The sequence below is a fragment of the Staphylococcus schleiferi genome (assembly GCF_025558325.1).
Lineage (GTDB): Bacteria > Bacillota > Bacilli > Staphylococcales > Staphylococcaceae > Staphylococcus > Staphylococcus schleiferi.
This window is the reverse complement of record NZ_CP094712.1, coordinates 339,032-359,008: the sequence shown is the minus strand read 5'-3', so window position 1 is coordinate 359,008 and position 19,977 is coordinate 339,032. Positions and strand designations below refer to the sequence as shown.

Here is a 19,977-nt window from a genome sequence, read left to right as displayed (position 1 = left end):
TCTTCATCACTTCAATTCTTATTTTATAATAATAAAATCATACAACGAACTAAACAAAATTAAAAGTTTTTCCCATTATTATCAAATAAACTTTTAATGATTATATTTATTAGAGGGTTATTTTCGGCTTAAAATATAACGTCTTAATAAATACTGATGTTACGCACAAAAATAGCAATAGAGGCAACGATGATGGCACATGACATTTAACTCAATCGTCACCCAATCATCGACCTCTATTGCTTATAATAGGACATAGACATCAGATAGATGGCTCAGTCCATTTTATTATTTCATCATACGTGCCACATGTCATTCATGTTTAATGATAAATCCGGCTACCTTGTGCTTTAAATTCTTTTGCTTTTTCTTGCATGCCCTCTAATTGATCCTTATGTGCGTCTCGAATATTGTGTGAAATACGCATTGAACAGAATTTTGGCCCACACATACTACAGAAGTGTGCGACTTTAGCTGATTCTGCTGGCAATGTTTCATCATGATAGGCTCTCGCACGTTCAGGATCTAAAGACAAATTGAATTGGTCAATCCATCGGAATTCGAATCGCGCTTTACTGATTGCATCGTCACGTTCTGTAGCGCCCGGCAAGCCTTTTGCGAGGTCTGCGGCATGTGCTGCAATTTTATACGTCACTACACCTTCACGTACATCTTCTTTATTAGGCAATCCCAAATGTTCTTTTGGCGTCACGTAACATAACATGGCTGTTCCATGACTCGCAATTTGTGCTGCCCCAATTGCAGAAGTGATATGATCATATGCAAGCGCAATATCAGTGGTAAGAGGTCCTAAAGTATAAAACGGTGCTTCTTTACAGTAAAAATCAGCGAGCTCTTGGTTCTCTCTAATTTTATGCATCGGGATATGTCCCGGTCCTTCAATCATCACTTGGACATCGTGTGCCCAAGCGATTTCAGTCAATTCACCTAGCGTCTTTAATTCCGCGATTTGACTTTCATCGTTCGCATCATAAATAGAGCCTGGTCTTAAGCCATCCCCTAAAGAAACAGCGATATCGTATTGGTTTAAAATCTGACAAATCTCATCAAAATGTGTATATAAAAAGCTTTCTTCATGATGTGCGAGACACCATTGTGCCATAATTGAGCCTCCACGAGAAACGATTCCCGTTAAACGATTTACAGTTAATGGGATATAACGTAATAATACACCTGCGTGAATCGTAAAGTAGTCTACACCTTGTTCAGCTTGCTCAATTAAAGTATCTCGATACACTTCCCACGTTAAATCTTCTGCAATGCCATTTACCTTTTCTAACGCTTGATAAATCGGCACTGTTCCAACCGGCACCGGAGAGTTACGAATCAAATATTCACGTGTTGCATGAATATTTTTACCTGTCGATAAATCCATAATCGTATCTGCACCCCAATGTGTTGCCCACACGAGCTTTTCAATTTCTGCTTCAATAGAAGAAGATACTGCAGAGTTCCCTATGTTGGCATTAATTTTAACTTGGAAATTTTTACCAATAATCATCGGTTCAGACTCTGGATGATTAACATTATTTGGGATAATCGCCCGCCCTTTAGCAATTTCATCTCTTACAAATTCTGGACTGACATTTTCACGACAAGCAACAAATTTCATCTCTTTCGTAATTATCCCTTTTTTAGCATAATGCATTTGGGTAACTTGATGGCCTGCTTTGGCTCTTCTAGGTTGATATTGAAAAGGATGTGTCACTAAATTTTGATGCGACGCTGACTTAAAACCATTATCAATCGATTGCACACGACGTCCTTGATAATGTTCAACATCATGACGCGCTTCAATCCAGTTGTCACGCAATGCAGGAATTCCTTTCGTAACATCGACTTCGTAATGATCGTCATGGTAAGGGCCTGCTGTATCATACACCACGATTGGATCATTATGAAGTACTTCCGTGTCCATGATTGTGTCAGATAACTGAATTTTACGGAAGGGGACGTGGATATCAGGGTCGACACCTTCCTTGTAAATACGCTGACTTGCCGGAAAATTTTTCTTCAATTCAATTTGTTCTTGTTTCATTCCCTTTGCCTCCTAATTCATGCTCGAGGCCTTTAATTCAACTGAAAACCAAAGAAAATGCGCACTCTAGAAAAGCTGAGTGCGCATTAAAGAAACGAATATATTATGAAGTGGCAGGCGTCCTGAGATGGCTCGTTTCATTATGAAAGACTAAACCAAAATAGACAGCGTTTCAAAAAACCACTTTATCTTTTAAATCATTTCGTTTGCTTCCCTACGCTAGTATAATCTAGATCAGGTTCAAAGGGTTGAGGCTTGCACCTCTTTCAGCTCATTAAAGCACCCCTAGCAAGTTCATATTTAAGTTTTGCAAATTTATCGTAACACTAAAAATGTAATATGACAATTCATCTTAGAAAAATTGCTGTTTCTAGTATGCATTTCGTTACACCGATTGGTTTATAAACAAAGCTCAAATTATAAAATCGGTGAGACTAATTTAGCAATCGATTGTTTAAATTTAACCCAATTTGACCGGTTTTCATACCGTTCAGGTGTTAATTGTTTAGAGACTTTTAAATCTTCTTTAAATGCAGAAATCAATGATTCAGCAATATCTTGATTGTAAATCAACGCGTTCACTTCAAAGTTCAATTTAAAGCTTCGCGCATCCATATTAGCAGAGCCGACTGACGCCACTTCTCCATCGATAACCATCATTTTGGAATGAATAAAACCATTTTCGTACGTATAGACATTGACACCTTCATACATTAACAATGCGACCGTTGTCAATGTCGCCAAATGAACGAAAGGTTGGTCTGGTTTATTCGGAATCATTAGATGAATATCGACACCTGATTTTGCAGCAATTCTCAAAGCATTGACGAAGCCCACATCAGGGACAAAGTAAGGCGACTGCATATAAATAGTTGATTTCGCATTCATAATCATTTTTAAATACGCAAATTCGAGTTGTGGCCAATCTCTGTTCGGTCCACTCAGACCTAATTGCATAGCAACTTGGCCATCTTTACGCGCATTTTCTGGGAAATAACGTTCACTATAATCAAGTTGATATTCATCAGCAATTTGTGAGTTCCAATCGTGAATGAAACCAAGTTGTAACGCGTCCACACCATCACCTTGTATGCGTAGATGCGTATCACGCCAGTAACCCATCTTTTCATCTAAACCTAAATATTCATCCCCTACATTAAAGCCCCCCACATAACCGATATCGCCATCGATGACTACGTTTTTGCGGTGATTCCGATTATTGACACGAAAGTTAACGAAAGGAATAATTTTCGCGTGGAAAAACGCTTCAACCTCTACACCCGCTTCAGTTAAATCTTTTAATTTTGATTTTCTTAACTGTTTTGAACCTACCGCATCATAGAGAAGTTTAACTTCAAGCCCTTCCTTCGCTTTATCTTTTAATATTTCAAGAACAGACTTACCAAGACCATCTAGATTCAAAATATAGAATTCCATGTGTATAGAGGTTTTGGCTGCTTTTAAATCTTGCTTCATCTTTTCAAAAAGTGCATGTCCATCAGTAAATGTCTTCACATGGTTATTTTCACTCAAAAAACTCACTTCACGTGTCAACATCATTTCCACTAAATCAGATTGCTTTTCTACAACAGGATTTTCTGTTTTAAAGGTGCGATCAATGAATTGTTGCTTTTGATTTTTGACACGCGTTCGCGCATCCTCGATTTCTTTTCCTTGTTCATGACGCGAGCTTTTCAATCTTACCGCTCGACCGAAAAACAAATACAGCAAGAAACCGAATATCGGCATAATAAATAGTAACAACAGCCAAGCCCATGTCGCTGTTGCTTCACGCCGATCCCGTTCCAAAAAGATAATAAACAATGCTAAAACAACATTTATCAGAAAAAAAATACCTGATACAATTCTGTATATCATGTTGACATTCGGATCAAATATGAGTTGCAATGGTGGCTCCCCCTTATCTATTTTTGAATGTCATCATTATAACGCAATTATTAGTTTTAAGCATTTAACTGAGCAATGAATAAATTAAATCAAACAAAACATGGCGAAAATTTTTCCATTTTCAATTCATTTGGGATAAACTAAAAGAAATCATCAAAGGAGGTTTTATAATGAGCTATATTGATTATATTCCGTCTAAAGATGGGACAAAGCTTTATGCTAAAATCACACGCGCAGAAAGACTTTTTGATTTTGAACTACCAGATGATGAAACGCTTGATGAACAAATTAATGTCATTATTGTTCACGGCTTAGCTGAACATTTAGACCGTTATGATAAAATTACTGACTTTTTAGTTTCAAATTCTATCAATGTTATTCGTTATGATCAACGTGGACATGGACGCTCTGAAGGTAAAAAAACACACTATGATCATAAAGATCAAATTATAGAAGACTTAGATGCAGTTGTTCAATATGTTAAAGACAACTTCGGTAATAAAATATACTTAATCGGTCACAGCATGGGTGGTTACAACGTTGCCTTTTATGGTACACGCTACCCTGGACGCGTGAATGGTATGATAACTTCTGGCGGTGTCACTAGAGATAACAATCGTTTCTTTGCAGAAGCATACGGCGACAGACAAACACCACCAGACACGTATTTTACTAACGTTTTATCAGAAGGCATTTGCTCTGACCTCAATGTGGTTAGAGATTATATCCACGATGCACTCGTTCCAAATGAAATCTCGATGGGCCTTACTTATGCCATTGTAGATGGTATTCTCGAACTGAAAGAAAACCCAGATGCATTTGTAGATGATGTTTTGGTTTTACACGGTCAAGCAGACCCTATCGTTAATCCAAAAGATTCATTACAATTTTATGACGAAATTGCTTCACAACATAAAGCAATACGTATTTATTCAGACTTACAACATGAAATTTTTAATGAATCTAGCTATAATGACCTCATTTTCCAAGACATCGTTCAATGGATCTACCTAACGGATGAACGCCAAAGTGGCACTACGTTTTAAATGATTTCGCTTTAAACATCTCACATTTTTTAACTCGCTATAACATGCAAACGAGCCCGAAGTAACATCTTGCTACTTTTTTGGGCTCTTTTTTATGTCAGTCTCCCACTATCTCTTCTGACTTCCAACACAAAAAGTATCCCATCACTTGTCATTCCACGGCACGCGTTGTACATTGAACATAGTATAAGTCGTATTTATACAACAACTTCAATATAAGGAGAAATTTATGAAGCACGTTTACTTTAACCATGATGGCGGTGTAGATGACCTCATTTCACTGTTTTTACTTTTACAGATGGAGGATATTCAGTTAATTGGAGTCAGTGCGATTGGCGCAGATAGCTATGTTGAGCCTGCAGAGAGCGCTTCTCGTAAAATTATTAATCGTTTTTCTCGTTATCCTCTAGATGTCGCCGCTTCAGAAGAACGAGGTAAAAATCCATTTCCAAAAGACTGGCGTATGCATGCCTTTTTCATGGATGCCTTGCCTATCTTAAATGAACGGGTCCCTGTACAATCACAGTTAAGAACGGTTCCTGCATATCAAGATATCATCGATCGTCTTGAAACTTCTGAGACATCCGTGACGTTATTATTTACAGGACCTTTAACGGATTTAGCGAAAGCATTACAAGTCGCTCCTCATATTACTGAAAAAATTGAACGTCTCGTTTGGATGGGCGGTACATTTTTAGAACGCGGTAATGTGGAAGAACCTGAACATGATGGAACGGCAGAATGGAATGCATTTTGGGATCCAGAAGCAGTAAAAACTGTTTTTGATAGCACGATTCCAATCGATATGGTCGCACTTGAAAGTACAAACCAAGTGCCATTAACGCTTAATATCCGTCAAATGTGGGCAGACGAACGCCACTATCCGGGTGTTGACTTCCTAGGCGTCAGCTATGCAGCTGTGCCACCTTTAACACATTTTCAAACGAATTCGACTTATTTTTTATGGGATGTCTTGACGACAGCTTATGTGGGTCAACCTTCACTGGTCAAAAAAGAGGAAGTAAAAGCTTCCGTTTATACAAAAGGACCTAGCCAAGGTCGAACTTATTTAGACGATCAAAATGGACGTCTCATTCAAGTGATCAATCATGTTGAACATGATGCATTCTTTAAATACATTACAGAGCTTGCTAAAAAAGTCTAAATATATTGATGATCAAATATATTCTCAATAAAACGACATGCCTGAGATATGATTTATTTTAGGTTACAAAAAAGCTTTTAAATCATTAAAAGGATGGTAGAGACCGGGATTGCGTATGCGCTGTTATCTTGCGCTGCGCAATCCTTGTTATCTTTGAGGATAGGAACTGTATAAAATAAGAATGAATACAGCATTGCTTAAAGGTGTTCTATCACATTTATGAGGATGTCCGCCCTCTTTTAATCTTACTACTCTCTTTTAAAGGGTACATCTGATGATATAAAAAAGTACTGATTACAATGCATAGTATTGGCAAAATCAATCCCAACACACGTATCCCCATTTGCGTTTCAATGCGCTGATGCTGATTTGGAATAAAATGAAATAGCGACATGCCAGCACCAATCATGAGACCCGATAACGCATGTGCCGCTTTAGTCATGAAAGTATACATCGCAGTATTTAAACTGTCGTGGCGTCGTCCAAATTGCATTTCCCCATCATCAATTACATCCGCAAGCATAATTGTCACCATACCTAGCATGAATCCCGTACCGATTCTAAGAACCATTCCTCCAAATAAAACCCATCCCAATTGATGCGGTGCTACAAAACCAGAATATAACATCAAAGCAAGACCACTAATGATGAATAACATCGCGCTATTAAACGCATTTTGACGTCCTACATGTCGTATCCAAAAAGGCAAAAATAATAGCGCAAGCATTTCGACAAATAGCATACTGTTAAAATATGCAAAATATTGTTCAATATTGATGACATACTTGAAATAATAAATAAGTGTGCCATTAAGCAACTGCATGCCTAAATTAAAAGACAAGAGTAATCCCATCATAGCTAATAAAGCATGATGACGAAAAAGCATTTGTTTGATTTCTTTAAGACGTAATCGAGGGATAGGCTGAACTTTAACTGACTGATTTTCTGGAACACCTATGAGCGTCACTCCAATTGTCACTACAAAAAGCACACTACATAAAAGCGCCACAATAAACATACCAACTGAAAGATCTCCATGACCTAAAATGTGACTCAAACGGTCAATCAAATACAACCCCCATGTTCCAACAATAAAAGCAGCTAAACTCGCAAAAAAGCGTGGAATCACAGACATTGTCTCACGTTCTCTTGAATCTTGTGTCAAATTCGGCAGCCACGCCCAATAAGGAATATCCATCATCGTATAAGTCATTCCCCATAATACATACATCACTGACACATAAACATACATCATGGGTTGAGGAAATTCAAAGTTCGTAAATAACAAGAGTGTGATTAGTGCATTTGTCACTGTCCCTATCCCTAGCCATATTTTAAACTTGCCAAAACGATGCTGTGTTCGATCGACCATCATCCCCATAAACGGATCATTGACGGCATCCCATATTCTTGCAATAAAAAAAAGAAACCCCACAAAAACGGGGGATAGTTTGATAATATCCGTCACATAAAACATAAAGTAAATACTGACTAAATTAAATACAGCATCTTTACCGACGGCACCTATTCCAAATGATAATTTTTGAACTTTCGTTAACTGCGCTTTCAAATTGAATCCCCTTTTTCGATTTATAGACAGAAGCATTATTAAAAATATCATAATTCTCTCATCCATTACATTGCGCTATGATGCCACAATCAGTGATTATGCTTCCCAAAAAAGAAGTAAGACCTGAACACGTAAAATCTACGTATTCTGCCTTACTTCATCTATAAGTTGATGGCTATGATTCGAAAAAACTAAACCAGCCTATTTTTACATTCCTAATAATGATCGGATTGTCAGACCGACAATGACCGTCGTCGTAATTAAAAAGAAACCAGGAATTAAGAAACTCGTTACTTTCGTTGTCCGTGTTTCGTCAACATCGACAGCAAATAAAATCGTTGGTTGTGCAGGAATAACGAAGTTCACGTTTAATGTCTGTGCAATTGCAATAAAGAAAGTCGGTGGTATGCCGAGACTCAACACGATTGGCACGACAATAGATGCGGTCGCAGATTGAGAAATCACAATCATCGCCACTAAAGCGACAAGTATAATCATGAGCCAAGGTGCTTGTGAAACGAGGCTTCCGATACCATTTTCCATCATTTCTCGATTAGCATGTGCACTAAAAATGGTAGCCCCTAGCCAACCTGGCCCTAACACCGCAAAAATTGCACCAATGGCTGCTTGTGCAATATGTGTGGTTAAAATCTGATTCGGCTGAACTTTCACTAAAAGAAGATTAATCATTGCACTCGTATACATAAATAGTTGGACAAGATCGGTCATTTGTAAATGAACCGTTTTACCGTCTACATGGAATGTAGGTCCGATTTTCGGAAAAATACCGAAAGTTAAAATACAGATGACTGCTAATATAAATGTAAAAACACCCCATTTAACGCGTTTATCAAAAGTCTTAACCTCTTGTTTATCTTCAATAATCATTTGTTGTAACATCGTTTGCGCTTGCGCTTCACTTATTTTTGTTCGACCTACAAATGTATTAAAACAGCTGAGAATCAACATACTGATTAACGCCGTAGGTAAAACGATGGAGAGGTATTGCCCCATTGTAATCCCTAGACCTGCAAACTCTGAAATCATATAGGCAGTTGCTGAAGCCGCTGGACTACATAATAAAGCAATATTTGCTGTTAGTACGGAAGCGGTAAGTGCCTTTTTAGGCTGGATACGCGCTTTCAATGCGGTTTTAGCGATAATTGGTTCTAAAGATAACGCAATATTAGTTGTCCCAATACCAAACACAAATACAAAAACAATCATCGGTGCGATAAAGATAATTGATTTTGGAAAACGTTCAATCATTTTTGAAGCAAGTTGAACTAAATAATCAATCCCACCTGTTGCTTGAAGTGTACCGCCTGCAATTCCAATAGATAAAATAATCAGCACAGCCGTAACAGGGGCAGAACCAGGAGGTAAACCAAACCCAAAAATCATAATTAATTGGGCAAAAAGTGCAAAAATCCCACAACCCAATGCGCCTGCTGTTCGTAGACCCAAAACAATTGCGAGTATCATAATCAATATTTCTATCGCAAAAAGAAGCATTCTTTTTCTTCCTCTTTTCTAAATTTTCATGTGAATATTTTAGCATATTTAAATGAGCAGTTTAATATATAAATAAAGCGATAAATGGCTAAATTGTAACAATTGAAAAAATAAAAAGAGAACACAAACAACGGTATCAAGTCGATAACGTCGTTCACGTTCTCTCATTTATTGTATCATTTACGTTGTAATAGAGATGTTCTACTTCAAAGTTTGGATAAACTGACGAATTTCTTCTGACATTTCCTCATCTTTCAAAGCGTACTGAATCGTCGTTTTGACAAAGCCAATTTTTTCACCGACATCAAAACGTTCCCCTTCAAAATCATAGGCAAAAACTTGTTCAGATTGATTCAAACGCTCAATCGCATCTGTTAATTGAATCTCTCCACCTGCACCTTTTTCTTGATTTTCAAGATAATCAAAAATGTCTGGTGTTAGCACATATCTTCCCATAATCGCTAAATTTGATGGTGCTGTACCTGGCGCTGGTTTTTCCACAAATTTTGTCACTTCATATAAGCGATTGTCTTTTGATTTTGGATCAACAATCCCATAGCGGTGCGTTTCTTGTTCCGGTACTTCTTGAACACCAATGACAGATTTACCCGTGCGGTCATACTCTTCAATCAATTGCTGAATCGCAGGTGTGTCAGATTCAACAATATCGTCACCTAATAATACGGCAAAAGGTTCGTTTCCAATAAATTGTTTGGCTGTCCAAATTGCATGACCTAAACCTTTTTGCTCTTTTTGGCGTACATAAAACATGTTCGCTAAATTTGTAGAATGACGCACTTTTTCCAATAACGCATCTTTACCTTTTTCAGCTAAGTTATTTTCCAATTCCACTTGGTGATCAAAATGATCTTCAATCGCACGTTTATGTTTCCCTGTCACGATAATAATATCTTCAATGCCAGCACGTACCGCTTCTTCAACAATATATTGAATTGTTGGCTTATCTAATATCGGTAACATTTCTTTCGGCATTGCTTTAGTCGCAGGTAAAAAACGTGTACCTAACCCCGCCGCTGGAATAATCGCTTTTTTTACAGTCATAATAAACTTCCTTTCTACGCTAAGACTTTCCCATTAAAAAGTCTATCCCATTTTTCCATTAATTTTTCAGAATGATATAATTCGATAATTGTTTTTCTACTTTCTTTTCCGTACTGCTTAGCTAAAGCTTCATCATTGATAACTTTTAAAATCTTATCAGCCATACCAGATATATTTTGATTTTCGATTAAGTAACCATTTTCTTCGTGTCTGATAAAGTCTGAAGGTCCATATTTAATATCAAATGCAATCACAGGTTTTTCTAGTAACATCGCTTCAATAATGCTAAGACCTTGCCCTTCAAATTGAGATGTAGATACGACACAACCAAAGTCTTTAATTTTATCAGTTGCATTATCGGTATAGCCTAATAATTTAACATTTTTCTCAAGCTCATTTTCTCTTATTAAACGTTCTAATTTATTTTTCTCTTCTCCATCACCATAGATGTGAAATTCTATTTCATTATCCTTTTCCACAACTTCTTTTGCTACTTCTATTAAGTATGGTAAACCTTTTTGTGGTACTAGTCTGGAAATATGTCCAACCACTTTTCGATGTGTAGTTTCAGGGATTTGGTCTGTGATGTTAATAAAATTACTAATGACAGAAACGTTATCAATTTGGTATTCCTTGATAATATCTCTATTTTGCGCTTCAGTGAGACAAATAACACCATCAATTTTTTGTGCATTTTTCAATATATAATCTTCTTTTTCCTTAACTGCACCACTATTATCAAAATTCTTGTGATGATTAATATGAATTACAGCAAATTTCTTTGCAGCTTTATGACGAGTCGCTAGCATTTTTGGAAAACTACCTGGCCCATCACAAATCATAATATTCTTCTTATCATCTTTAACTAATTCATCTAAAAAATATGTACAAAATCCTACATTATTTTTAAATTGCTTTTTCTCATTGATCAAATATGTTTGACCGACGCTACCATTTTTGGCATTGATTTGTCTATATAAATAGAGATAGCACTTACTATCAAAAAATTGCTCAGCTATTAATTTATTTTCGTGATTAAACACATCAATTTTTTGAATCTTTTCTTCACGATAATAAATTCTTTTAATCCTTTTATTGTTTTCAAAAATATCTAAGAAGCTTGTATTCTCAAAAGATTTTTTATAAGACACGTATTCGCCAGTTTTTTGATTGAAATATCTAGAAACAGATTGACTTTCTTTTATCTCAACTGTTCCTTTTAATAACTGGTCTATAGCCTTATATAACGTTGGATTTCTTTTGTTTTTTGATTGATCTGCTTTAGCTTTATAGAAGTCAAAAGGATTCAACATTTCAGTTCTCTCATCCATCTTCCTGGATTTTTTTAATGCTTGAATAATTTCTGGATAGTCAAATTTGTAATCAAATGTAACAATGTTACCAGCAATTTTGTTGTCATAGAAAACTTTACTCCTTGTTAACATGGCAGTCGTCATACCGCCTTTATTAACATCCAATTCATGGACAATCATAAAAACTTTTTTCATTTAGTACACCCCTAATCTTCAAAATAATATCTTTAGCACTAGTTTTTATTTTTTGAATTTTCAATTAATTTAAGTTTTATTAAAATATGCATTATCTATTTATTCCTTAAAGTCATGAACAGGAAGCGATCTGATACATCCGATTGTTTTAAGTTGAATTGGACTCTAATAATAATGAGTAGTATGCATATAACACGATTAACATGGCGCATATCATGCATCATTTAAGTTGCTATTGACTGTCCTTTTCTCCCTTTTACTCTACTGTTTAGCTTTACGATATACTTATAGCAGTTGATTATCGCATCGTTAATCAATTGAGCTTTATTGCTCATTCCCTACTCGCACCGTTATAAAACAAATATGCAGATTTTAAAAAACACAATAATTAGTGTGCGTCTCTATGTGCTACTTTTAATTATAACATCACTCACATTTTGATTGGTATACAATTCAAGTATTCTTTGTCCCAATGAGAAAATAGAAGTAAATCCAATAGTTTTTCTTATCACTTTTTTAAAGAGATACATACAACAATAACTATTTACATCTCAAATAAAGTAAAATAAGATAGCACTTAGCCCTAGCTAAAAAGCTACCTTATTCATTAAATCGAATTCCTCTATTTTTTAGTTTCATCCTTTACTGTGCCTTTAATTGTGCTTTTTGTACTATCAGTGACACGACCTGTAATAGAACCTGTTTGTTTTTCAGACATATTTTGCACCTCTTTTCTATAAAGTCAAATTAAAATCAATTATTTTAATTACAACATTATCCTTTAAAACAATCAAATCATATGGTTATTTAATTATACGTATTTAACATAACGCTCTACAATCTTATTAAAAATTGTTAAAATAGTTTTAATACATATATAAGGAAGAACGTCTCATGATGAAAAAATGGATATGTTGCTTTGCGTTACTTTTGCTTTTTGGTTGTCAACAAGACCCTTCACGATCTCAAGATGCACTCACTGTTTATTCACCCTACCCACAGGATTTAATTCGGCCACTTTTGAAAGATTTTGAACAGCAGTATGATGTGAAAGTAAATCTTATTGAAGGTTCAACACAAGTGTTACTTTCAGATATTCATCGAACGCCATTAGAAGCACGAGGGGATGTGTTTGTGGGTGGCGTATTAAGTGAAACCATTGATCATTCAGATGATTTTGTCCCCTACCAAGTGTTTGATGTAGACAAATTCCATGATTTTCAATCCAAAAATCATTTAGTTACACCTTTTATGTTGATGCCTACAGTGATTGTTGTCAATAAAGATTTAATAGGGTCGATTCCGGTCAGAGGTTATGAAGATTTATTGCGACCTGCACTAAATGAACGTGTTGCTTATTCTAACCCTTACACGACTACGACAGGTTACCAACATATGCGTGCTTTATATCACTTACATCATAATACGCAAATAATTAAGCAGTTTCAGCACCATGCCGTGCAATTGGAAAAGTCTTCTCAAGTCGTAGAACAGGTTGCGACGGGGCGTTATGATGCAGGCTTAAGCTATGAACTGGATGCACGTAGATGGATGAAAAAAGGTTATCCCTTAAAATTAGTCTATCCTACTGAGGGGACTGTAATTAATATAGATGGCATCGCACTCGTTCATAATGCGCACCCAAATCCAAAAAGAGAAGCACTCGTCAAATATTTAACGGGTCGTGCAGTTCAAACCCGTTTAGCGCAAGAATTTGGTGTCAAACCGATTCGCAAAGACGTGGCAGAAGTTTCGGAAACAGGCACATTAAAACTTAAAGATATCCCTGCTATTTCTGAATCCGAATTGCCCCATGACACACATCAAGCTTTTTTGGAGCGTTTAAAATGAAAACTTACAAACCTTACCGTCAACAATTACGTCGCTCTTTCTTTCTCTCAACGGTCATGCCCGTCTTTTTAGTGATGCTCATTGGCATAATTAGTTTCTATACGCTTTATATTTGGGTGGAGCATCGTACGGTACAACAGCACGTTAATCAAACACAGCACGCTATTGTTCAAGCTTCTCAACAGACAGAATTAGATATTTCAAAATTGAAGACAACATTTAAAGAGCTCAACACGACTGATTCGCAAGATTTGACGGCATTGAACCGGATGTTATTTAAAATGATTCATGAACAACCCGGAACACTTTATTTTGTTGTGACACAACATCATCAGCAGGTAACGACAAACAATTATGAAGATCAACGACTCAATACACTTTATCTGCTTAACACATATAACGTTACATTTAAAAATGGTCCTGCATCTATCCAAATATACTTGGCACAAACGCCACGTATCGATGAAATTTTAAAAGATTCTGGCCAATCTACAGTCATCGTGGATCGTTTTGACAACATTTTATTTACAAATTCTGAACACTTTCGTCTCGATGATAAATGGCAACCTCCTCAATTTGGTTTTATATCGGATGCAGTCAAAATCAATCAAAACGGCGATCGATTGATTCAATTTAAAAATATCCATGACACCTTAGAGGATGGGATCATACTGCTCATTATTATGGGACTTGTGCTAATTTTGTTTATCTTATTCGGACTGTTTAATGCACATAACATGGCGAAAAGGCAAACCCAAGATATTGAAGCAATTATTCAACGGATTTACTATGCGAAAAATCGTCATCTCGGTCGCTACCAACCTTTAGCACAGCCGAGTGAGCTCGAGGAAATCAATACCTATATTTATGATTTGTTCGAATCAAATGAAAAATTGATACACTCTATCGAAAATACGGAACAACGTTTACGTGAAATTCAATTAAAAGAAATAGAGCGCCAGTTCCAACCGCATTTTCTATTCAATACGATGCAAACAATTCAATATTTGATTACCCTATCCCCTCAACTCGCACAACAAGTGGTGCAGCAATTATCCCAAATGCTCCGCTATACGTTACGCGTTAAATCTAATCACGTCCAAATCAAAGATGAACTTGATTATATTCAACAATACGTCGCAATTCAGAATGTGCGTTTTGATCATATGATTCACTTAGAATACGAAATTCAAAGTGATTTATATACTGCACAAATCGGTAAAATGATGATTCAGCCTTTAGTTGAAAATGCCATCAAACACGGCCGTACGGATGATAAACTTTTGATACGTATTCGCATCACTGAAAGCAAGCACGCACTCCGTGTCTTTGTTTCTGATAATGGACAAGGAATGTCTAAAGAAAAATGCAAGGAAGTAAGACATTCACTGAATGAAAGCGTGTTTGATACTGAACATTTAGGCTTAAATCATTTAAATCATAAAGCACGTATTCGTTACGGAGAACAAGCGCGATTACGTATTTTTTCAACACCTTATCAAGGCACCCTCATCGCTTATCAACTACCAAGGGAGGCGTCATCTCATGTATAAAGTCGTGATTTGTGACGATGAACGAATCATAAGAGAAGGGCTGAAACAAGCCATTCCGTGGAATGAATATCATTTTTCACATGTGTTACTAGCGAAAGATGGCATCGAAGGGTTATCACTGATTCGTGAATATCAACCCGAATTAGTGATTACCGACATTCGGATGCCACGCATGGACGGTGTAAAATTGTTAGATGCGATTAAAGATTATGATTGCAAGAAGATTATTTTATCGAGTTATGATGATTTTGAATATATGAAAGCTGGCATTCAACACCATGTCTTAGATTATTTATTAAAGCCTATCGACACTTCACAATTAACTCAATTATTAGCGCAATGGGCAACAGCATTCCAACCTGTACACCCTGCTGCACAATTAGAAGTTTTTCAACCATTGATGAAAGTTGAATATGGTGATTATTATGTCAATGTGATGATTCAACAAATACAACAGCGTTTTCATCAAAAATGTCACGTTTCTGACCTAATCGCTCCCTTACCTGTAAGCGAATCTTATTTGATGCGTACATTTAAAGAACATGTGGGTATTACAATTCTTGATTATTTAAATCGATATCGAATTTATCAATCACTTTCACTATTACAAAGTCAAAATAAACATTATGAAATTGCAGACAAAGTTGGTTTTTCAGAGTATAAAACATTCAGTTATCACTTTAAAAAGTACTTAAATATGACACCGAGCGAATATGCGAAACAACAGTAAAAGTATTCGTTCATAAAAAAAGAAAAGGCAACTCGAAGTGTAGAAAGCCAAATTCAGCTTTTACTGGGATCGAGTTGCCTCTATTAATCTCATTTATAAATGTAAGCTTCTAATTTTCTTTTCTTCAAAATATGCGACAATACCAAGGAGTATAATACCGATAAATAATGCAGCGTAGAATACGATAAATACGTCTGTCCATCCACTTAACGTATAGCCAAAGACATTTAAACCGTTTCTTTCCGGGTCAGCAATGGCAGCTAAACCTACTTTAGCCATAGAATCGCCAAATAAATATGCAAAGGATCCCGTCATTCCATTTGCTACACTAATCGCATTTTTAGGAACAAATCCTGTTAACGATACACCGATTAACAACTGTGGACCGAAAATCAATACGCCTAATGCAAAGAGTGACACGTTAACCATCGTTACACTTGTTGCATTCGTATAGAATAAGACCACGAACGTAATTAAGAACATACAGCCAATTGCGACGATAGCACGACGACCTTTTAACAAGTCAGAGATGTATCCCCATAATAAACTTGCGACAAGCGCACCCATTTCAAAATAGAATATCGTGTTAACTGCGTCTTCTTTTCCGAAATGTAATTGTTCAGAAACATAAAGTGGTGCCCAGTTATCAATACCGATACGCACAATATACACAAACACATTAGATACACATAAAATCCAGATAACCGGATTTTTCAAGATATACTTTTTGAAAATTTCCCATTTTGTCATACTTTGTGCGTCAATATTTTCTTGATCTACAGGTTCTTCCCAAATTTCTTCTGCACGATTCCATCCTAATTCTTCTGGATCATCTTTACCGATAAATAATGTGACAACACCAATAATTAACGCTATAACAGCTGGGAAAATAAACATCCCCACAACGCTACCATGGAAAAACATATTTGCGCCCCATAGTGCAAGCGCCCCTGCTATTGCACCACCGATATTATGTGACGTATTCCAAAAACCGAGATAACGCCCTCGTTTAGTTCGCGGTGCCCATCTAGAAATCGTTGAGTAACTTGCAGGTCCACCGACGGATTGAAAAATACCGTTTAGTCCCCAAAGTACAATAAATAAACCTAAAACTGAACCAAAATAACTTAACACGAAGCCCATAATTAATACAGTTATCGCAGAAAGGATTAATAAAAATGAAATAATTTTTTTCGTGTTACGTCCATCAACAAAGTAACCTAATAGTGTTTTCCCTAGGCCATAAGTAATACTAAATGCTAATCCAATATAACCTAATTCTAATGTAGACAACCCGATTTCTTCTTTTAATAAAGGTTGAGCTGCTTTAAAGTTGTTTCGAATTAAGTACATGGCCATATATGCGAGAAATACGACGAAAAAGGCTTGTAAAAAGTTACGTAACCATAATTTTCGTTGCATAGATAACGGTATGCCTTTGTTAGGAATCTTTTTAATATCAAAAAAGTTCATGCCCTTCACCTCTTGTGTTCACTTTAAATTCACTATAGCATCAACTGAAAGCGCTTAATATCCTAGAAATTATCGTTTTATCCCAAAAACTGAACTAAAGACTTTAATATTTGGAAAAGCATTTTATTTATGACAATTAAAGGTAAATATCGTCTACTTTATTCAATCTTGTATTATTAGCACATTAATTTATCCTTGCATGAAATAAGAAGTTTACTATTAAATTTTTAAGTAACTTTTATAGAAAGATAATTGACATCGTTTCTTTTGAATTTTACACTTATTTATAAATTAAACGCTTACAAGGGGGAGTCATTATGAATAAAATCGCTATCGCGGGTGCAGGTGCAATGGGAGGTCGTATTGGGAGCCAAATTAAGAAGGCTGGATATGATGTGACACTGATTGATACATGGGAAGAACATGTGAATCAAATAAATGAACACGGCCTTGAAATCGAAACAGAAACAGATACCTATACGATTCAAATTCCTGCCCTATTACCTCAAAATGTAAATGAGGCATATGACTTAGTCATTATCTTAACGAAATCTATGAAATCAGAAGAAATGCTTCAAACGTTATACGATCGAAATGCCCTTCACTCTGATACTGCTTTACTTACTATGATGAATGGTCTTGGACATGATGAACGATTTTCTAAAATTGTGCCACAAACTCAAATATTCCTTGCCGTGACCATGTGGACTGCTGGCATGCGTGGTCCTGGAAAATTACTGTTAGAAGGCACAGGGAGTATTGAGTTTCAACGTGCAGATGGCCAAGCTGATCACCGTACAGAAGTGATTCATCAAATTTTCAATGATGCACAACTTAACGCTACAATCAGTGATAATGTGTTTAAATCCATTTGGAGTAAAGCGACTGTCAACAGTGTTGTAAATCCACTGTGCACTATCCTTAACAAAACCATTTATGAATTTGGCAGTTATGTTCATTCACGTGAAATGATTCAACCCATTATTGATGAAATCGTTGCTGTGGCTCATGGTCGAGGCGTTGAATTAGACCCACAATTGCTTTTACAAAAAATTGAAGACTCTTATCCAAAAGAAACACAAGGTCTCCATTATCCTTCAATGCATCAAGACTTATATAATCGTCGCTATACTGAAGTTGATTATCTTAATGGACAAATCAGTCAATATGGTCGCGAACTAGGTATTCCAACACCGAATAATGATATGTTGACGCACTTAATCCATCAATTAGAAATGAAATGGGTTCAATAAATACTGACGCTTTAATGATTTAACAGTTGCTTCATATACACGTACACGCATTCACTTAAGAAGCCAGGATATATTTCAAAATAAATAGCGCTAAGATGATTTTTAATAGAAAATCGTCCTAGCGCTCCTTTTTTATAATATGACTTTATTTATACGTATCATCCTTCATTATTATACTTAAAAATAAGACACCTTCATTTCTTTCACTCATATTAAAAAAGACATATTCATATCATATTTTTACATATAGACTCAAACTTTATACATAATCCATATGAACAAGATGAATTAAGATAAATATTTTTACATAATTATATTGCTTTTTTAACAGAGCCACTCTATAATTTTATATAGCAAGCAACAATGTTTATTTATAACTCTATTTTATTTTCATTTTGCTTTGCTGTTTTTGATGATAGATGAATACCACTAAGCACATTCGATCAAAATGATTACATCTTTAGCGTTTTGGACGCCAACTTCAAAGGGGTTGATTTAAATGAAAGAATATCGTCACTACATACATCAAGTGGGCACGATTAAAACCTTATTAGAGGGACATCATGAAAGCGAAGTGACAATCGCTGAGTTATTACGTTACGGTGATTATGGATTTGGTACATTGAACCATACTGATGGTGATTTTGTAATTATTGATGGGCAACCCGTTCATATGAATCAATATGGAGAACATCACGGATTAAATGGTCAAGAGAAAGTGCCGTATGGCGCTGTTGTTCAATTTAGACCCCAGCATGACTTCGTAGTTAAACAAGTGGAACATGTTGATATTTTTCAACATATCAAGGAAAGGCTAATCAACACGCAGCTTTTCTCAATGACTAAACTCACAGGCGATTTTAATTATATTCACTTAAGTGTTTATTCTAAAAATCATTCACCTCACACGCTCAAGCGCCCCTTTCATATACCTCAAACTGAACGTGCAGTGCGACAAATTAAAGGTACAATTTTGATTCTTTATACACCTCATGATTTTACTGGTATTCATCCACCGGGTTTCAGTGCCTATTTCGTTTCGGAATATCATGAACTTGTAGGCAAGGTTCTTAGCTTTAAAGTTTCAAATGCTGACGCCCAACTTCAAAATTTGGATGGATATACAATGATCTGTCCTGCTGCTGAGCCATTGTTTATTAGGCATTTGTCATTATAGCGTATATTTTCTATTGATGATTTGTGGAACGTAAGTGAAGCAAGGACATATTGGAAAATAGCGAGTGCATAATCAGATTATAAAATTGAAAATACTCACCCATTAAA

General features: G+C 35.9%; 14 protein-coding genes and 1 riboswitch. Of the genes, 7 read left to right on the top strand and 7 right to left on the bottom strand.

Annotation, left to right across the window (positions count from 1 at the left end):
• Positions 1–322: 322 nt before the first annotated feature.
• Both thiC and cls read right to left on the bottom strand, forming a co-directional pair.
• Positions 323–2,059: a phosphomethylpyrimidine synthase ThiC gene (gene thiC, locus MUA40_RS01460; RefSeq protein WP_016426030.1), complete on the bottom strand. Its 1,737-nt coding sequence runs from the start codon at positions 2,057–2,059 to the stop codon at positions 323–325.
• 194 nt (positions 2,060–2,253) lie between these two features.
• Positions 2,254–2,356, bottom strand: a riboswitch (TPP riboswitch).
• Between the two features lie 120 nt (positions 2,357–2,476).
• Positions 2,477–3,967, bottom strand: coding sequence for a cardiolipin synthase (gene cls / locus MUA40_RS01455; RefSeq protein WP_262569765.1), 1,491 nt, complete (start codon positions 3,965–3,967; stop codon positions 2,477–2,479).
• Between the two features lie 170 nt (positions 3,968–4,137).
• Here cls and MUA40_RS01450 point away from each other — a divergent pair, with 170 nt between their 5' ends.
• Both MUA40_RS01450 and MUA40_RS01445 read left to right on the top strand, forming a co-directional pair.
• Positions 4,138–5,013, top strand: a complete 876-nt coding sequence (locus tag MUA40_RS01450; RefSeq protein WP_016426028.1) for an alpha/beta hydrolase — start codon at positions 4,138–4,140, stop codon at positions 5,011–5,013.
• A 229-nt stretch (positions 5,014–5,242) separates the two neighbouring features.
• Positions 5,243–6,178, top strand: coding sequence for a nucleoside hydrolase (locus MUA40_RS01445; protein WP_016426027.1), 936 nt, complete (start codon positions 5,243–5,245; stop codon positions 6,176–6,178).
• Positions 6,179–6,395: 217 nt separating this feature from the next.
• Here the strand turns inward: MUA40_RS01445 and melB are convergent, their stop codons facing one another.
• The 4 genes from melB to MUA40_RS01425 form a co-directional block, all read right to left on the bottom strand.
• Positions 6,396–7,748 carry a melibiose:sodium transporter MelB gene (melB, locus tag MUA40_RS01440; protein WP_016426026.1) on the bottom strand — a complete coding sequence of 451 codons (1,353 nt, stop codon included), beginning with the start codon at positions 7,746–7,748 and terminating at the stop codon, positions 6,396–6,398.
• A 207-nt stretch (positions 7,749–7,955) separates the two neighbouring features.
• Positions 7,956–9,263, bottom strand: a complete 1,308-nt coding sequence (locus tag MUA40_RS01435; RefSeq protein WP_016426025.1) for an anaerobic C4-dicarboxylate transporter family protein — start codon at positions 9,261–9,263, stop codon at positions 7,956–7,958.
• A 201-nt stretch (positions 9,264–9,464) separates the two neighbouring features.
• Entirely contained in the window at positions 9,465–10,325 is an 861-nt protein-coding gene (gene galU, locus MUA40_RS01430) for a UTP--glucose-1-phosphate uridylyltransferase GalU (protein ID WP_016426024.1), read from the bottom strand.
• 14 nt (positions 10,326–10,339) lie between these two features.
• A complete protein-coding gene (locus tag MUA40_RS01425; RefSeq protein ID WP_167732596.1) occupies positions 10,340–11,833 on the bottom strand; it encodes a glycosyltransferase in 1,494 nt (497 codons plus the stop codon).
• 897 nt (positions 11,834–12,730) lie between these two features.
• Here MUA40_RS01425 and MUA40_RS01420 point away from each other — a divergent pair.
• The 3 genes from MUA40_RS01420 to MUA40_RS01410 are packed head-to-tail and all read left to right on the top strand — an operon-like array spanning position 12,731 to position 15,967.
• The gene (locus MUA40_RS01420) at positions 12,731–13,684 is read left to right on the top strand and encodes an extracellular solute-binding protein (RefSeq protein WP_316958476.1); all 954 of its coding nucleotides are present in this window, start codon (positions 12,731–12,733) and stop codon (positions 13,682–13,684) included.
• Positions 13,681–15,237, top strand: coding sequence for a sensor histidine kinase (locus MUA40_RS01415; protein WP_016426020.1), 1,557 nt, complete (start codon positions 13,681–13,683; stop codon positions 15,235–15,237). The genes MUA40_RS01420 and MUA40_RS01415 overlap by 4 nt, the downstream gene beginning before the upstream one ends.
• Positions 15,230–15,967 carry a response regulator transcription factor gene (locus MUA40_RS01410; protein WP_016426019.1) on the top strand — a complete coding sequence of 246 codons (738 nt, stop codon included), beginning with the start codon at positions 15,230–15,232 and terminating at the stop codon, positions 15,965–15,967. The genes MUA40_RS01415 and MUA40_RS01410 overlap by 8 nt, the downstream gene beginning before the upstream one ends.
• A gap of 93 nt (positions 15,968–16,060) precedes the next feature.
• Here MUA40_RS01410 and uhpT read toward each other — a convergent pair whose 3' ends face one another.
• Entirely contained in the window at positions 16,061–17,440 is a 1,380-nt protein-coding gene (gene uhpT / locus MUA40_RS01405) for a hexose-6-phosphate:phosphate antiporter UhpT (RefSeq protein ID WP_262569762.1), read from the bottom strand.
• Positions 17,441–17,757: 317 nt separating this feature from the next.
• Between uhpT and MUA40_RS01400 the strand changes: the two genes are divergently transcribed.
• Entirely contained in the window at positions 17,758–18,693 is a 936-nt protein-coding gene (locus MUA40_RS01400; protein WP_016426017.1) for a ketopantoate reductase family protein, read from the top strand.
• Between the two features lie 499 nt (positions 18,694–19,192).
• Entirely contained in the window at positions 19,193–19,870 is a 678-nt protein-coding gene (locus MUA40_RS01395) for an acetolactate decarboxylase (RefSeq protein ID WP_016426016.1), read from the top strand.
• Positions 19,871–19,977 lie beyond the last annotated feature (107 nt).

Bases quoted from the DNA above. Each gene is read 5' to 3' on its own strand.
- thiC (WP_016426030.1), bottom strand. From the start codon at position 2,059: ATGAAACAAGAACAAATTGAATTGAAGAAAAATTTTCCGGCAAGTCAG.
- MUA40_RS01450 (WP_016426028.1), top strand. From the start codon at position 4,138: ATGAGCTATATTGATTATATTCCGTCTAAAGATGGGACAAAGCTTTAT.
- MUA40_RS01445 (WP_016426027.1), top strand. From the start codon at position 5,243: ATGAAGCACGTTTACTTTAACCATGATGGCGGTGTAGATGACCTCATT.
- MUA40_RS01435 (WP_016426025.1), bottom strand. From the start codon at position 9,263: ATGCTTCTTTTTGCGATAGAAATATTGATTATGATACTCGCAATTGTT.
- galU (WP_016426024.1), bottom strand. From the start codon at position 10,325: ATGACTGTAAAAAAAGCGATTATTCCAGCGGCGGGGTTAGGTACACGT.
- MUA40_RS01425 (WP_167732596.1), bottom strand. From the start codon at position 11,833: ATGAAAAAAGTTTTTATGATTGTCCATGAATTGGATGTTAATAAAGGC.
- MUA40_RS01420 (WP_316958476.1), top strand. From the start codon at position 12,731: ATGAAAAAATGGATATGTTGCTTTGCGTTACTTTTGCTTTTTGGTTGT.
- MUA40_RS01415 (WP_016426020.1), top strand. From the start codon at position 13,681: ATGAAAACTTACAAACCTTACCGTCAACAATTACGTCGCTCTTTCTTT.
- MUA40_RS01410 (WP_016426019.1), top strand. From the start codon at position 15,230: ATGTATAAAGTCGTGATTTGTGACGATGAACGAATCATAAGAGAAGGG.
- uhpT (WP_262569762.1), bottom strand. From the start codon at position 17,440: ATGAACTTTTTTGATATTAAAAAGATTCCTAACAAAGGCATACCGTTA.
- MUA40_RS01400 (WP_016426017.1), top strand. From the start codon at position 17,758: ATGAATAAAATCGCTATCGCGGGTGCAGGTGCAATGGGAGGTCGTATT.
- MUA40_RS01395 (WP_016426016.1), top strand. From the start codon at position 19,193: ATGAAAGAATATCGTCACTACATACATCAAGTGGGCACGATTAAAACC.